The 15,056-nt window shown below is 42.2% G+C and carries 19 protein-coding genes; 10 read left to right on the top strand and 9 right to left on the bottom strand.

Features of this window, described 5'->3' with window-relative positions:
- Positions 1-35 precede the first annotated feature (35 nt).
- Together MKY93_RS19905 and MKY93_RS19900 are read left to right on the top strand one after the other, a co-directional pair.
- Entirely contained in the window at positions 36-500 is a 465-nt protein-coding gene (locus MKY93_RS19905) for a RidA family protein (protein ID WP_040759991.1), read from the top strand.
- Between the two features lie 168 nt (positions 501-668).
- Positions 669-2,225, top strand: coding sequence for an ABC-F family ATP-binding cassette domain-containing protein (locus MKY93_RS19900; RefSeq protein WP_340760764.1), 1,557 nt, complete (start codon positions 669-671; stop codon positions 2,223-2,225).
- Positions 2,226-2,419: 194 nt separating this feature from the next.
- Here the strand turns inward: MKY93_RS19900 and MKY93_RS19895 are convergent, their stop codons facing one another.
- From MKY93_RS19895 to MKY93_RS19880, 4 genes are all read right to left on the bottom strand, one after another.
- Positions 2,420-3,427, bottom strand: a complete 1,008-nt coding sequence (locus tag MKY93_RS19895) for a FecCD family ABC transporter permease (RefSeq protein WP_340760762.1) — start codon at positions 3,425-3,427, stop codon at positions 2,420-2,422.
- On the bottom strand, positions 3,424-4,431 hold the full coding sequence (locus MKY93_RS19890) for a FecCD family ABC transporter permease (RefSeq protein WP_340760957.1): 1,008 nt from the start codon (positions 4,429-4,431) through the stop codon (positions 3,424-3,426). The genes MKY93_RS19895 and MKY93_RS19890 overlap by 4 nt, the downstream gene beginning before the upstream one ends.
- Positions 4,432-4,505: 74 nt before the next feature.
- On the bottom strand, positions 4,506-5,438 hold the full coding sequence (locus MKY93_RS19885) for an iron-hydroxamate ABC transporter substrate-binding protein (RefSeq protein WP_340760760.1): 933 nt from the start codon (positions 5,436-5,438) through the stop codon (positions 4,506-4,508).
- Positions 5,435-6,235 (bottom strand): ABC transporter ATP-binding protein, encoded by an 801-nt coding sequence (locus tag MKY93_RS19880; RefSeq protein WP_340760758.1) that lies wholly within the window; start codon positions 6,233-6,235, stop codon positions 5,435-5,437. The genes MKY93_RS19885 and MKY93_RS19880 overlap by 4 nt, the downstream gene beginning before the upstream one ends.
- A 119-nt stretch (positions 6,236-6,354) precedes the next feature.
- Here MKY93_RS19880 and MKY93_RS19875 point away from each other — a divergent pair, with 119 nt between their 5' ends.
- Positions 6,355-7,401: an NAD(P)/FAD-dependent oxidoreductase gene (locus MKY93_RS19875; RefSeq protein WP_340760756.1), complete on the top strand. Its 1,047-nt coding sequence runs from the start codon at positions 6,355-6,357 to the stop codon at positions 7,399-7,401.
- Here the strand turns inward: MKY93_RS19875 and MKY93_RS19870 are convergent.
- The 4 genes from MKY93_RS19870 to MKY93_RS19855 form a co-directional block, all read right to left on the bottom strand.
- Positions 7,361-8,158: an alpha/beta fold hydrolase gene (locus MKY93_RS19870; protein WP_340760753.1), complete on the bottom strand. Its 798-nt coding sequence runs from the start codon at positions 8,156-8,158 to the stop codon at positions 7,361-7,363. The genes MKY93_RS19875 and MKY93_RS19870 overlap by 41 nt on opposite strands.
- Positions 8,159-8,178: 20 nt before the next feature.
- Complete coding sequence (locus tag MKY93_RS19865; protein WP_340760751.1) at positions 8,179-8,844, bottom strand: MOSC domain-containing protein; 666 nt, start codon at positions 8,842-8,844, stop codon at positions 8,179-8,181.
- Positions 8,845-8,981: 137 nt separating this feature from the next.
- On the bottom strand, positions 8,982-9,443 hold the full coding sequence (locus MKY93_RS19860) for a spore coat protein (protein WP_040759989.1): 462 nt from the start codon (positions 9,441-9,443) through the stop codon (positions 8,982-8,984).
- A 70-nt stretch (positions 9,444-9,513) separates the two neighbouring features.
- Complete coding sequence (locus MKY93_RS19855) at positions 9,514-9,846, bottom strand: hypothetical protein (protein ID WP_340760747.1); 333 nt, start codon at positions 9,844-9,846, stop codon at positions 9,514-9,516.
- A 168-nt stretch (positions 9,847-10,014) separates the two neighbouring features.
- On the opposite strand from MKY93_RS19855, the gene MKY93_RS19850 reads away from it, so the two are divergent.
- The 3 genes from MKY93_RS19850 (at position 10,015) to MKY93_RS19840 (ending at position 11,703) form a co-directional block, all read left to right on the top strand.
- Positions 10,015-10,683, top strand: a complete 669-nt coding sequence (locus tag MKY93_RS19850) for an alpha-hydroxy-acid oxidizing protein (protein WP_340760745.1) — start codon at positions 10,015-10,017, stop codon at positions 10,681-10,683.
- Between the two features lie 95 nt (positions 10,684-10,778).
- Positions 10,779-11,138 carry an alpha-hydroxy-acid oxidizing protein gene (locus MKY93_RS19845; protein ID WP_340760743.1) on the top strand — a complete coding sequence of 120 codons (360 nt, stop codon included), beginning with the start codon at positions 10,779-10,781 and terminating at the stop codon, positions 11,136-11,138.
- 208 nt (positions 11,139-11,346) lie between these two features.
- Positions 11,347-11,703 carry a hypothetical protein gene (locus MKY93_RS19840; protein ID WP_340760740.1) on the top strand — a complete coding sequence of 119 codons (357 nt, stop codon included), beginning with the start codon at positions 11,347-11,349 and terminating at the stop codon, positions 11,701-11,703.
- Positions 11,704-11,767: 64 nt separating this feature from the next.
- On the opposite strand, the gene MKY93_RS19835 is transcribed toward MKY93_RS19840, so the two are convergent.
- Entirely contained in the window at positions 11,768-12,100 is a 333-nt protein-coding gene (locus tag MKY93_RS19835) for a DUF5658 family protein (RefSeq protein WP_340760738.1), read from the bottom strand.
- 225 nt (positions 12,101-12,325) lie between these two features.
- On the opposite strand from MKY93_RS19835, the gene MKY93_RS19830 reads away from it, so the two are divergent.
- The 4 genes from MKY93_RS19830 to MKY93_RS19815 are packed head-to-tail and all read left to right on the top strand — an operon-like array spanning position 12,326 to position 15,021.
- Entirely contained in the window at positions 12,326-12,688 is a 363-nt protein-coding gene (locus tag MKY93_RS19830; RefSeq protein WP_340760956.1) for a GntR family transcriptional regulator, read from the top strand.
- Positions 12,688-13,596, top strand: a complete 909-nt coding sequence (locus MKY93_RS19825; RefSeq protein ID WP_040759985.1) for an ATP-binding cassette domain-containing protein — start codon at positions 12,688-12,690, stop codon at positions 13,594-13,596. Before MKY93_RS19830 ends, MKY93_RS19825 begins: the two co-directional genes overlap by 1 nt.
- Positions 13,568-14,314, top strand: a complete 747-nt coding sequence (locus tag MKY93_RS19820) for a hypothetical protein (protein WP_340760734.1) — start codon at positions 13,568-13,570, stop codon at positions 14,312-14,314. Before MKY93_RS19825 ends, MKY93_RS19820 begins: the two co-directional genes overlap by 29 nt.
- The gene (locus tag MKY93_RS19815) at positions 14,311-15,021 is read left to right on the top strand and encodes a hypothetical protein (RefSeq protein ID WP_340760732.1); all 711 of its coding nucleotides are present in this window, start codon (positions 14,311-14,313) and stop codon (positions 15,019-15,021) included. The genes MKY93_RS19820 and MKY93_RS19815 overlap by 4 nt, the downstream gene beginning before the upstream one ends.
- Positions 15,022-15,056: the final 35 nt, after the last annotated feature.

The following is a 15,056-nucleotide window of genomic DNA, read 5'->3' as shown; positions in this document are numbered from 1 at the left end:
ATCAATTCAATATTTTTAGGATCGGGGGACAAGAGATGAACATCGAAGGAAAACTCAAAGAACTAGGAATTGAATTACCACCAGCTTCACGGCCTATGGCGAACTATCAGATGACTGCCCGTCTGGGAAGTGCACTTTACACATCAGGTGCCGGTTATATGCGTGAAGGAAAAGCAATGATTACAGGAAAACTGGGCGATGATGTTTCAATGGAGCAAGGCTATCAGGCAGCCCGAGAAACGGCTCTTCAGTTAATGAGCAATCTGCGGGCCGAGCTTGGTTCATTGGATAAAATCAAAAGCTTTGTGAAGATCTTAGGCTTTGTTAATTCGACTGATGATTTTATTCGGCAGCCGGAAGTGATCAACGGAGCATCAGATGTTATTGTCGAAGTGTTTGGCGACAAAGGAGAGCATGCTCGCTCAGCGATCGGCGTCAATACGCTTCCGTTTGATATTCCTGTCGAAATTGAGCTTATTGTGGAAGTGGAAGAAGAATAATCGAGCCAGCCTATAATGAGGCTGGTTTTTTGTTTTTAAAGCAATTGGAAGTCGAGGATGGTAAAATAATAGGAACAGCTATGATTAACGCATTACTGTCCAAGTGTTCTTGTTGTACAGTAATTGTTTTTTAGAATATCAATGAATAAAAAGGAATAGGTGTACATCATGAGTTTATTAACAGTGAAAAATATTAGTCATGGATTTGGAGATCGGGCGATTTTCGATGACGTGTCGTTTCGTTTGTTGGCAGGGGAACATATCGGATTGATAGGTGCGAACGGAGAAGGGAAATCTACGTTCATGAATATCATCACGCACAAGCTGGAGCCAGATGCAGGGACAGTGAATTGGTCGAAACGTGTACGGATTGGATATTTGGATCAACATGCCGTTTTGAAACAAGGAATGTCGATTCGCGATGTATTGCGTACGGCTTTTCAGTATTTATACGATATGGAAACTGAAATGAATGAACTGTTTGCTAAAATGGGTGAAGTAGAACCGGATGAATTAGAAGGCCTTTTGGAAGAGACGGGACAGATTCAGGACACATTGGAGCAAAGTGGATTTTATATGATCGATGCGAAAGTGGAAGAAGTGGCGAACGGTCTTGGTTTGAATGAATTCGGTCTGGATCGGGACGTACACGACTTAAGTGGTGGACAACGGACCAAAGTATTGCTAGCGAAGCTTTTGCTTGAGAAGCCGGATATTTTGCTGTTGGATGAGCCAACGAACTACTTGGACGTAGAACATATCGAGTGGTTACGTACCTACTTACAGGAATACCCTGGTGCATTTATTTTGATTTCGCACGATATTCCATTTTTGAACAATGTCATCAATTTAATTTATCATATGGAAAATCAGAAAATTAATCGCTACCCAGGCGATTATAACGAGTTTTTGCGCGTGCATGAGATGAAACAACAGCAAGTGGAAGCTGCGTATAAGAAGCAACAGAAAGAAATCGCCAATTTGAAAGATTTCGTTGCACGTAATAAAGCAAATGCTGCGACAAGCCGAATGGCGATGTCCCGTCAGAAGAAGCTGGATAAAATGGATGTAATTGAACTTGACTCTGAAAAGCCGAAGCCGCATTTTGATTTCAAAACGGCACGGACGCCAGGTAAGTATTTATTCGAAACGACTGGACTCGTAATTGGTTATGACGAGCCCCTTTCAAAACCACTCGACCTGACGATGGAACGAGGACAAAAAATTGCATTGGCAGGAGCGAACGGTATTGGGAAAACAACACTTTTGAAAAGTATTCTCGGTGAAATTCCGGCTTTGCAAGGAAAAGTAGAGCAGGGAGAACATTTATCCATTGGTTATTTTGAACAGGAAATGAAAGCTGAGACAGATAATACATGTCTGGAAGAAATTTGGAGTGAGTTTCCGCACTTTGCACAATATGAAGTACGTGCTGCTTTAGCACGTGTCGGATTGACGACGAAGCATATCGAGAGCAAAGTGAAAGTGTTAAGTGGAGGGGAACGTGCGAAAGTACGACTATGTAAGCTGGTAAATCAGGAGACAAATTTATTGGTACTGGATGAGCCGACCAATCACTTGGATGCTGATGCAAAAGAAGAGTTGAAGCGTGCATTGAAAGAATATAAGGGCAGTATCTTACTGATCTCACATGAACCCGATTTTTATGAAGATGTTGTTTCAACCGTGTGGAATGGCGAAACATGGACGACAAAATTTTTTTAATTGACAAAATCCTACAATGTTCCACGTGAAACGTTAAAAAATCCAGCCGTTTACTTGGTTGGGTTTTTTACTTACTATTTACTTACTCAATTTTAAACAAGAGTTATTTAGTTAGATAAGAATGAGACAGATGAGGATTTAAAAGCCAGAACGATATATCCTTTAAAGGATGTGTCGTTCTGGCGTTTTTTAATTCATTTTTTCAATAGCAAGTAACAAAAGTACGGGGCTCCTATCAATGAGACGATGATGCCTGCGGGAATTCCATCTGGTTCTAAAATATTCCGTCCCAACGTATCCGCTAGCAACAATAGAAAGCTACCGATCAGAATGGCAATAGGTAAATTCAATCGATGGCGCGGGCCAACTAAGGACTTTGCAATATGTGGCGCCATTAAACCAATAAATGCAATTCCGCCTGTAACAGATACAGCAGAAGCAGCTAATGCAACTGCTGTAAGTAACAAAATCAGCCGTTCTCGTTCAACTGAAACACCAATCCCTGTAGATATAGATTCATTCAGACCTAATAAATCCAATCGATATGCTTTATAGAGAGCGAAAGGTATCAATATCAGCAGCCAAGGCAGAAGAGCCCAAATATACGGCCAATCAGTGCCCCAAATATTACCTGCAATCCACCTGGAAATGAAATCAACCTTTTCCCGTTTAGCAGAGGAAGTGATCACAACCATGATTCCAGAAAGTGCCATGGAAAACCCAATTCCGACAAGTACAAGCCGCATAGGCTGCAGTCCGGATTTACGGCTGTATGCAAATAGATAAATGAGAACAGAAGTCACAATGGCACCTGCAAATCCTGCCAGCGGTAAGAAAAATGAGAATGATCCTGCTTCGATCGGGAAAAATAGGAAGAATATTGCGATCGCCACGCCAGCGCCTGAATTAATTCCGATAATTCCAGGGTCGGCTAAATCATTTCGTGTAATTCCTTGTAAAATAGCACCGGACAGGGCGAGTGCGGCGCCGGCTAGAAGGGTGATGATGATTCGCGGAAGACGGATCGAAAACAGTACGAATTCTTCTTTGAATGTTCCTTGACCAAGTAATGTTGGGATTATTCGATTCCATTCGATAGATGCATAGCCGAGTCCCATCGCAACTGCGGTCAGCAGCAATATTAAAACAGCTAAGCAGCCGGCTAAGAGGCGCTGCTTTTTTCTTGTAGCAGGAAGAATCATGAGAATGCACGGCCTCCTTTACGGACAATCACTAAAAAGAACGGTAGACCAATAATAGCAATCAAAGCGGCTACAGGTGTTTCAAATGGTGCCTGCAAGGTCCTGCCGAGTATATCAGCGAGCAACATAAAGCTTCCGCCTATTACAACGGATACAGGGATGATGAATCGATAATCCGTTCCGACGATTGCACGTACAATATGCGGAATCATGAGTCCTACAAACGCCAGATTACCGACTAATGCCACTGCGGCTCCGGCCAATAGAATAATGATTAGGAATAGAATGACTTTCACTTTGAAGGTATTTTGTCCAAGTCCAATTGCAACCTCTTCATTTAAGCTCAATAAAGTCAGCTGGCGGGACAGCAAAATTGCGATGAAAATACCAGCGAGAATGACAGGCACGATCACCTGCAGCTGTCCCCATGCAGTGCCGATCAATCCGCCTGCAGTCCACATGGAAACATCTTTGGAAATCTTAAAATACAGACCAACCCCTTCTGCAATTGCAAATAAGAAGGTGGACACTGCAGCTCCGGCCAGAACCAATCGAATAGGCGCGAATCCTCCACGTTTGGCAGAGGCGATACCGAAAACGAGAAGAGCGCCGACAGCAGATCCTATGAAGCAAGCAATCATAATTCCAAAATAATTAACGGCAGGCACCAATGCAAGAGTAGTAGCCAGAGCGGCATTGGCTCCGGCAGTCAGTCCGAGTAGTCCAGGATCTGCCAGCGGATTTCTTGTCATGCCTTGCATGATGGCCCCTGAGACCGCTAACGCGGCGCCGACAGCCAGTGCACCGATTTCGCGCGGCATACGGATTTCCTTTAGGATCAAAGCGCTTTGTTGTTTGCTGCCTGTGAATGACAGCCAGACATCCCTCCAGGAAGTGTGGGCGGCTCCAAGCTTCATAGCCAGCAGAAATACAATCAGTAAAAGCAGTATACTCGCCAGCAACTTGATACTAAAAGGAGTAGTTTTTCTTTTCTGTTCTTTCATTTGGACCGTTCCTGCCTTTCCGTTCATTAAAAAAGGAGCCCGCTTCTGTGGTAGAGGGGCTCACTGTTCGATTATTAGTTAGTGCCCAAAAAATGCTCTGTAAAGAATTCTAGTTGATATTCCAATGTCAGCGGATCGTTGAAATAAAATTCCTCTCCATTGGCTTCAAACACTTGATTGTTCTTCACTGCCGGGATATTTTTATAGGTATCTGTTTCCATGAAGGAATTATCCGCTGCATCAAAGGAACTTAAGATCATGTAGTCTCCTGCAAATTCAGGCAACACTTCAGTGGAAAGTGCGTAATAGCCTGGTTCCATTGCCATTTCTTTTACTTTCTCGGGCATAGCAAGTTTCATTTCTTGATAAAGGATTTCTGTACCGCGCCCCCAACTGTCGCCATAAACATATAATTGTTTGTCAAAGTTTTCGATAACAGAAACGGTAGAATCTTCACCGATTTTTTCTTTAATCTTTTTACCTGTATCTTGTGCACGCTGTTTAAAGTCTTCCACCCACTTTGTCGCTTCTTCCTCTTTGTTGAGAAGTTTTCCAATTTCAATATGTTGTGTCAGATAATCTACTTTGCCGTATGTATAGGTCACAGTAGGAGCAATTTCCTTCAATTTATCAATATTTTTAGTGGTAGAAAATCCAATAATTAAATCGGGTTCAAGCTCAATGATTTTCTCGATGTTTTCTTCGGATACTTCTTCTACGTCACGTAACGCGGAATCAAAACGGGGATTCGACTTTGACCATGAATCGACGCCGATCAAATTCACATCAAGTGCCATAACATTACCCGCAAAGCTGGCCAGCACCACGACTTTTTGTGGATCTGCCGGAACTTCCACTGGACCATCTTCAGATTCATATGTGATCGTATCGCTTTTTCCTTCGTCTTCTTTCACTGTGTTTTTATTCGATGATTCATCCTGTTTGTTTCCACAAGCCCCTAACGCAAGTGCGAGAAGCAAAATGGCGGGTAATATAAATTTCTTCATTTTCTATTATCTCCTTTATGTAGATCGTATGTAATGCACAGCGGTTTTCCAGTCCTTGGATCTATGCCGATTTCGGCATCAATTCGAAACACTTGGCGCAATATATCTGGCTGGATGACTTCCTCGCATATCCCGGCACGAATAATCTCTCCATCTTTCATTGCGACAATGAAATCAGCAAAGCGTGCGGCTTGATTCAAGTCGTGAAGCACCATCACAATTGTGCGCTGCTGTTCAATGTTTAACTTCTGAAGCAGTTCTAGCACTTCAAGCTGATGCGCCATATCCAAATAGGTTGTCGGTTCGTCGAGGAAAATGATGTCTGTCTCCTGGGCAAGAGCCATTGCTATCCAAACACGTTGACGCTGACCACCTGATAAGGCATCCACTTGACGATATTTGTATTCACTTGTATTGGTCACTTCTAAAGCCCAATCAATCACTTCTGTATCATGCGTTGTGAGTCGGCCCATCGCATTTTGATAAGGGAATCTTCCATATGAAACCAATTCACCGACCGTTAAACCGCTGGCAGCCTCCTGCGTTTGGGGAAGGATCGCCATTTTCTGTGCTAGCTTCTTTGTATTTTGTTTGGCGATATTACCACCATCCAAGACGACCTTACCTGCTTGGTGGGGAATCAATCGGGTAACAGCTTTCAGAAAGGTAGACTTTCCACATCCATTGGCCCCGATGATAGCAGTCACTTTTTTATCTGGTATTTGCACGGACAACCCTTTAACAATCAGACGATCATCGTATGAAATTTGCAAATCCTCTGTATACAGGCGAACCATTTATTGTATTCTCACCTTTCTTACGTGAAATCTGTTGATAATGATTCTCATTTTCAGTACAATAAAACTATAAGTCGAAACGCTGTCGTTGTCAATAAATTTTTTAAGGGGTAGATATTGTGGAAGAAAACAATGTATTGGATATAACGATTGTTGGTGGAGGACCTGCCGGGTTATATGCGGCTTTCTATAGCGGATTACGTGAAATGAAGACAAAAATTATTGAATATCAGCCACAGCTCGGTGGGAAAATTCATGTCTATCCCGAAAAAATGATTTGGGATATAGGAGGGATCACACCGGCGCCAGGCGCACATGTAATTGAGAAATTGGTAACTCAAGGCCTGACATTTAATCCTGAAGTTGTGCTGAATGAAAAGATTGTGCAAATTGAAAAGTCAGTGGAAGGTCATTTTGTTTTACGAGCTGCTTCTGGGACAATTCATTATAGTAAAACAGTGATCTTAGCTACGGGAACAGGGATTTTAAATCCTCAAAAGATTGAGGTTGAAGGTGCAGAACGGTATGAAGTGACAAACTTGAATTACACAGTAAAGTCTCTGGGGCGTTTCAAAGGAAAAGACGTTCTCATCTCAGGCGGCGGCAATGCGGCTATTGACTGGGCGAACGAATTGCAACCGATTGCGAAGAACGTATTCTTGACCTATCGAAAGGATAATTTGAATGGGCATGAAGCGCAAGTGCGGCAATTGTTAGAGGGAGGAGTGACTTGCTATTTCAATACAAATATCTCGCGTTTTATTGCATCTGATGATCATAGCTCGATTGAGTCAGTGGAGCTGCAGCACAATGAAGACCAAACCATTATTACAGTGCCTGTAGATGAAGTAATCATCAATCATGGATATGAGCGAGATACCTCATTGATTGGTGACCAGCAACTCGGGATTCAATTGACGGAACATAAGCAAGTCGCTGGAACTTGCATGAGTGCCACGTCTGTAGACGGAGTCTTTGCAGCAGGCGATGTGCTGAGTCACGATGGGAAGTTGCATTTAATTGCCGGAGCATTCCAAGATGCTGCAAATGCAGTGAACTGTGCAAAGATATATATAGATCCAGAAGCGACTGAACACGGTATGGTTTCTTCTCATAATGAGTTATTTAAGGAGCGGAACCGTGAGTTGGTGAAGCAACTGATCTGACGCGGCTCAGCGAGCGGGTAGTAAGCCAATGCGTCAAAAGACGATTGAAGGCTTCAGGTTGTGCAATTGGAAACCCATGTCCGACATCTGAAATGAGAAGCGACTGGCAGTTGTTGAACTGAGCGAGCCGTGAAACGGATTTTATCACACTGCGCGACTCCTTAGTTCCAGCTGTTGCCAAAATGCGTGTTGTGCTGCTTTCCAAATCTTCGGAAAGCGAAAACGACAGGTTTTCTTGTATCATTTCAATCAACGTGCCAGAACTCATCTGCAAGCTTGTAGTGTAATAGCGTTCAAAAAACTCCCGATCCAAATAGAGTTGTTTCGCTTGTTGCCTGGCAAATTGACGGTTTTGGATGAGTGGATAAGTGAGCTTAATCATTGGCTTGGCGAAAGGGACGGCAAATTTCATTGGCGTAAGCAACGCGCTATTGATCATTGCGGAGTGAATAAAGTTCGGTGCAAGACGAATCATTTCCAGTCCAATTTGCGCACCAATGGAAAATCCGACAATGTGTATACGTTTGCTGCCTTGCTTTTCTTCAAGCAGTTCCAACAGTTCGACTGCATTTTGATGTATGGAGAAAGAGGTTTTATCGCTTCTTTCACCATGTCCTTGAAGCGTGGGAACGAGAATATGGTAGTTACTGAATTTCGGAATTTGTTGATCCCACATCCAACCGTCCACGCCGCCTCCGTGGATAAACAGTAGAAGTTCACCATTTGAATCACCAGCCTCTTTATAGTGAAGAGCCATTTTGCCGTCACCCTTTCAATTTACGTAGTTTGAAGTTTCTCTATCCGTTTCACAAGCTTTTCTTTCCAAACATCCGCCAAGGCATCCACTGCTACTATCCGTTTCATTCCATCCAGATCATTCGGTCGATGAAAATAAATTTCATTCGCATAGAGTATAGAGACACCATTCGGGTCGCGTTCCAATAAAGTAATGGATGAGTCATCGCGCACCATTCCTTCCTCCAGCACCCGACATAAATAACCTGTGAATCCAGTGTCCACGATCTTCTTCATGAGAGTAGGCAAGCCGGTTCGTTTATTGATCGTACTGCAAGGAACCCGGCCTTGTGTTACTTGTAGCACGGCTTCTCCTACCCGAAAAGTATCTCCAATATACACTTCATTTTCGAGCATGCCTGAGATAGTCAAATTTTCCCCAAAAGTAGAAGAGGGTAGAATACAGTTGTATTCATTTTCCCAATGCGGATAATGCTCAGCAGGATAGATACAAACTGCACGATCCGGTCCTCCGTGATGTTTGGTATCTGCAATGCCATCCCCCCGAAAACCATCTATAGAAAGAAATGCCTCTCTAGAAGGCTGTTTGCAAATTGCACTGATGTAATCTTGTCCTTTAGAAGTCTGTAATTTTTTCGGGAGGCCGATGGATAAAGTAATCAGTTTCCGTGTACTCGGTTCAATCATGATATCACTCTTTTCTCTTATGTATAACTTATATCCTACCATACAAATAGTAGGACATTTATATTATTCAGATATTTAATTATGATATTAAATTTCAATAATAAAAAATGGGCTATCGGTTAGATAGCCCACCAGTCTTATAGAATATCCAGTTGTACGATTAACGCTAAGAGAATTTGTAGCAATAGCTGCAAAGAAATCGCTACGTCAGTGTCTACTGTTGTGACTTCAATATTACGGCTATTTTCAATGATGAGTTTTTGGCGGTTCGTCTGTCGAATCTGAGCTCTCTCCAATAATTCTGCTGTCACTTTCTCTGCACGTGTACCGTCTGCAATTGAGATATTTACAACAAATGCAATGGCTACTTGTAGTGCAGCTTGTAAGGATACTGCGACCTGGGTGTCCGTCGTACTAACCATGACATCGCAAGAATCTCGAATGACGATGACCTCGTTGGAAAACTGGTCAATGTCAGAAATTACATCTGCGTCGGCTCCTGTATTGTTTGAGTCATTGGAACAAGGGGCGCAAGGGTGTTTTGAAGACGTGTCTAATGCAGACCATCTTTCTTCTTCGTGTTCGTAGTGGTGGCTCATGGGTTCATCCCTCCTCTCTCTCTCTATTACATGCGTTGGAAATCTCTTGAGCTGAACGAAACGTCTATTTTTATTGTCCCTGACCATCCTCATTATTTTCATTTTCACTCTCTTTCTTTGTTGTTTTTTTCAAAAGAGCTTCTCTGAGTGGATTTGATTTCAAGTCCGTTGCATTTTCTGTTTCGGTAATTATTTTTTGTGAATTTTTTTCTTCTAAAAATTCCTCTACCTGTGTCTTTAATTGCTCTACAGTTTGCTTAAGTTTTTCTTTTTGGACCTCTGTAAGGCGTTGCTTTGTTTCCTCTGTACTAACTTTATTCTTGGTAAATAAGTCTGAAACAAAAAGTTCCATTAACTGACTTGACAGCCCATAGAGTTGGTCGCGATTATTCTTCTTCTCCAATTCATTCACCTCCTATCGCATTTACTAATATGTATACTCTACTTTGGAGGAAACGGCAGGGCGTCTGCTGGCAACTGTATTAGAATGAAAGGGTTTCTTTTTAAAATGAATATCTGCTATACTAGTAAAATATTGGTGGAATATTCTGAATAAACAAGAGGAGAGAGCATGCGTAATATTGGAAATCAAATTCAATATCAGATTTACATGACAATGCAAAATCCTGATCCAAACAGATTGCCAGTCACATATGAGGAATGGGAGAAACTCGCAAGAGAAAAGTTGCAAGATGGTCCTTTTTATTATATTGCTGGTGGCGCTGGCGGAGAACAGACAATGCAATCCAATTTGAAAGCATTTACACATTGGCAACTCATGCCTCGAATGCTGAACAATGTGGATGATCGTGATTTATCTATTGAACTATTTGGTAAGACATATCCTTATCCTGTATTTCATGCCCCAATTGGTGTCCAATCAATTATTCATCCAGACGGTGAAATTGCCTCCGCAAAAGCATGTGCAGAGTTAGGTATCCCATATATCGCAAGTTCAGCAGCTTCTGTCTCTATGGAGAAGATTGCTGAAGTGATGGGTGATGCCCCTAAATGGTTTCAATTATATTGGAGCAGAGATCCAGACATAGCGGCCAGTTTTTTTAAGCGTGCAGAAGCCTCAGGCTATTCGGCGATCGTCGTGACACTCGATACGCCGATGATGGCATGTCGAGAGTATGATTTGAAAAATATATATTTGTCGTTTTTGGCGGGGGAAGGAGTGGGAAACTATTTCTCAGATCCAGCATTTTGTGCAAAACTGGAAAAATTTCCAATTTGAGTTCCGCGAGCCGTCATCCTACATTGGACAAAGATTTTTGGAAACACGAGCTTAACATGGAAGGATATTAATTTCTTAAAAAGGAACATACGAGTTTGCCAATTATTTTGAAAGGCATTCTTCACCCTGCGGATGCACAGCAAGCAATGGAGTTTGGAGTAGATGGCATCATAGTTTCCAACCATGGCGACAGACAAGTAGATGGAGCAATCGGAGCATTGGAAGCGTTGCCTGCAATTTGTGAAGTTGTTCAAGACCGAATCCCTGTACTGATGGATAGTGGAATTCGTCGAGGATCAGATGTGATCAAAGCGATAGCACTCGGGGCGAAGGCAGTTTTGGTCGGGAGGCCGCATATGTATGGACTCGCTGTTGCGGGACAGCAAGGCGCGAAAGAAGTACTTCAAAACATAGTTGCCGACCCTAGATATCACTCTAGGACTTGCAAGATCTAATTCAGTCAGAGAGTTGGATGTGGACATATTAAGAGAAGCGAGAACCGATTAAGATAAAAAACCTTCAAAAACATAAGGCTTTTGAAGGTTTTTTTGGATACTTACGACAAATAGGGTGGATGCTAGCCAGTATCCACCCTATACTGATTAGATAATTCATCCAATCAGTATGCTGAAATATATACCAATGAAAGGAAGGTGAGAGGGTTTGGGGTTTACAGGACTATTATTTTTATTCATGAGTATGCTTATGGTAGCTGTGCTCTTACTTGCAGTACACCTACATAAGAATCATGGTGCAGGACCAAGACCATACATATTTTCAGTTCTCAGTCTTAGCCTGCTTTTACTCAATGTGCTGCTCTTTATCATCATGTTATTTACGGTGGTTCCTGATATAGTTGATCGATTGTTTTTCCCCTATGGGAGCATCGTATATGGGATGGGAATTATAGCCACATTTTTTGAAGTAAGGAATAACAAAATCTTCGCATTAGCTACAGCGACCGTTACGTTAAACAGTTTATTAGTCCTGCTGCTTGTTTTAGCCATTTCGGGCATGTAAATGACTCGTAATGCTGTATAAAGGAAAAAGGGTATCACAAAAGATAGCCCTTTTTTATAGAATTTTAAATTGCGATTACGACCAGCCAAAAAATATGGATACACATAACGGCTATATACAGGAACAAGGCGGTCGTCAAAGAAATACGCAATACTATGCCTGACTTACTGATCGTGATTATATATAAAAGTAGTAAAGGCAGCCCTAATTTGACAATGTAGAACATTGGGATGCTTTGCTCATACAGCAACGCAACGAGTACATTTGCTTCTTGGATATGACCGGAACGAATGCCATAGTCGGTGAATACAGCATCTAATAAACATAAACAAACTAATAGAAAGCCGGCATTCAGTAACCGGTTCTGTTGGATGGGCAAGTCTTTTACGGTATTCATTTGATTCGCTCCTAACATACATTGTAAATAAGTAGGATGTGTCAAAAGCGGGCGATTTATTCACACGAATTGATGCCGTTAAATAAATAGGATGGATTGAAAAGATGCCTGGTAGTTATCCTGCATCTTTTTTGTGTTTATTTGCTTTTCTTAAATAAAAAATGTATAGTACATTACAACAGTAATGTACTGGGTAACCAGAAGGTGGTGAAGCTCTTGCTGGAGATGGATGGGGAAAAACCAATTTATGTACAGATAGCAGAATGGCTGGAGAGAGAGATTATTGACGAAACACTGAAAACAGATGACAAAGTATATTCACAATACCAGTTGGCGGAGCTTTTTAATATTAATCCCGCGACTGCCGGGAAGGGGCTGACGATTTTGCTGGATGCGGAACTCATTTATAAAAAGCGCGGCCTTGGTACATTTGTGTCGGCAGATGCACGAAAGAAGTTGTTGGCGAAAAGAAAAGATCGGACATTACGCCGTCTAGTACATGAGCTGCTCGACGAAGCAAAATTATTAGGCATAGAAGAAGAGCAGCTTTTCCAATTAATTCGGGCAGAGCGAAAGGAGAGACTATGATGCAAACTGTTACACTACGAGACGTGACGAAAAAATATCGATCCCTCACCATATTGGATAAAGTCAATCTGGACATTCGGGAAAGCGTCATTACTGGCGTGGTAGGACGAAACGGTGCGGGGAAGACGACGCTGCTGAAGATGATTGCAGGCTTTATGAAAGAGTCTAGTGGCGAGTTGAGGGTGTTTGGTGAGCGTCCTTTTAACAGTCTCTCCGTCTCTGCAAATATGATTTTTATTGATGATCTGATGGGATTTCCAGACTCTTTGACGTTGGGTGATATTTTAGTAGAGTGCGAACGTTTTTATGCGAATTGGGATGGAGAACTAGCTAAACGATTATTGGAGTACTTTTCCTTACCGCTAATTTTGAATCATCGGGTGCTATCTAAAGGGAAGCGCAGTACATTTAATGCAGTTGTCGGGATTGCAGCACGTTGTCCGTTGACGATGTTCGATGAGCCAATTACAGGAATGGATTCGGCTGCGCGCCGAGATTTCTATCGGGCATTGTTGAAAGATTATATTGCACATCCGAGGACAATTTTATTATCAAGCCACCATGTGGAAGAGATGGAAGACATTTTGGAAGATATTTTACTGATCGATGGGAAAGGTATCGGGTTTCATGGTCCCATCACTGAGTTGCAAGAAAAGTTCTTATTACTGCAAGGGAAACTAGAGGTATTGGAGAAGTATGCCAATAAATATGCAGTCATTCACCGTTCTTCAGCTGGTCCAATTTCTGAATGGATTGTTGATAGTGAACACACAGAAGCGGAACTAAAAGAATTGAAGCAAGCAGGCATCCGTATTTCAGCAGTGTCGGCGAGTAATGCATATTTAGCGATGACAGGTCAGACGAGAGGAGGGGTGGATGATGTTTTCAACGCAATGGAGCGTGCATGAGCTGGCGAAGCGCCAGTTTTTATTCAAATTTAACGCCAATGGACCGATTTTCACGATGTTGATCGTGTTGCAGATCATTTCTACAGTGTTCTTAAGCGGTGCATCTACTTCTACCTCTTCGTACGAGGACGGGGACACACTACTATCGTTTAACTATGCGAATGTATCTAATGATGGTCAGGTAGGGTTGACGTTGTTTTGGGCATTTATCGTAGGCTTTTTGCTAACTTCCGCTGCCCAGCGAAATGAATCCTTTGCCTTTGTGACGAATCGTTTGACCTTTCAGCTGGCCAACTTCTATTTCTTCTGTATGGCAGCGCTAATTGGCGGTGTGACGACAGTTTTGCTAGGATCGGTTATGAAAATTGTTGCGATTTTCAATGACAATGCCATCATTGAAACGAGTGGCTTATTTTCGACTCCTTTAAACTTCTTTTCGCAAATTATTGCGATGACGGCCTATACATTGCTGCTCATGCTTGTAGGCTATACACTTGGCACATTCATTCAGTTCAGCAAGCTATTCATTGCGCTGTTTGCTATGATCTGGATTGCCTTTACGCAAGTATCATTCGGCAGTGACAGCAACGGTTTATTAAATTTCTTTTATGGAGAGACTTCTATTCTACTATTCATATTGAAAGTTTTGATTGCCATAGCGCTATTATTCGGTGTAAGTTTTTGGGTGACGAATCGGTTGGAGGTGAGAAATCCATGATGATGTTTGCAATCGTGATGCCCATCCTTTTGATAATAGGTGTACTGACGATTATGATGGTAGTGAAAAGTATGGGTAATGTGCGAGTGAAAAAGAAGTTTCATCACAAGCTGATCATAGGGTATGTTGCGCTGCTGGTTATCGTGTTGATAGTGGCAGAAATAATGGTACAGAATCATCAAATGGAGCCACCGCCGACAGTAACATCGAGCGAGGCTGGGTTCGACTTGAGATACGCGATCGATCAGGGGGCACCTATCCCGGAACGCCTGATTGCGGCTCAAAGAACGCATGAAGTGGAAGGAGAGTTCTCGATACCCAAATTCTATAGACACGCATATATTCTAATTGAGCGAACGCCGGAAGAAAGCAATACAATTGAAGAAACAGTCTATAAGCCTGAATTACTGACAGGGTTTGATGAATCAGGTGGGATATATTATGATTTATCAGATCAACTGCAAATCGAATTGCCAATTTGGGACAGTCATTCTATGTCTGTGCCAAAACAACCGATAAATAAAATTCAGTATACGTTTTATCACGACTCGAATATGTTGAATCAATTCACCGGGGTACAAAATCACGGCTATAGTTCAGGTATGGTTTCAGGCGTGATAACCATTCACTTAGTCATACCCGAGTCGGTTGAGTTGGATATTCAGGAAACGGGTGACGAATACGGCGATTATATAGAATTCCTTTGACAACAAATAAAACCTGTCCGTAGCTCATACAGCCA

The sequence above is a fragment of the Sporosarcina sp. FSL W7-1283 genome (assembly GCF_038003105.1).
GTDB lineage: Bacteria > Bacillota > Bacilli > Bacillales_A > Planococcaceae > Sporosarcina > Sporosarcina newyorkensis.
This window is presented reverse-complemented; position numbering and strand designations above follow the sequence as displayed.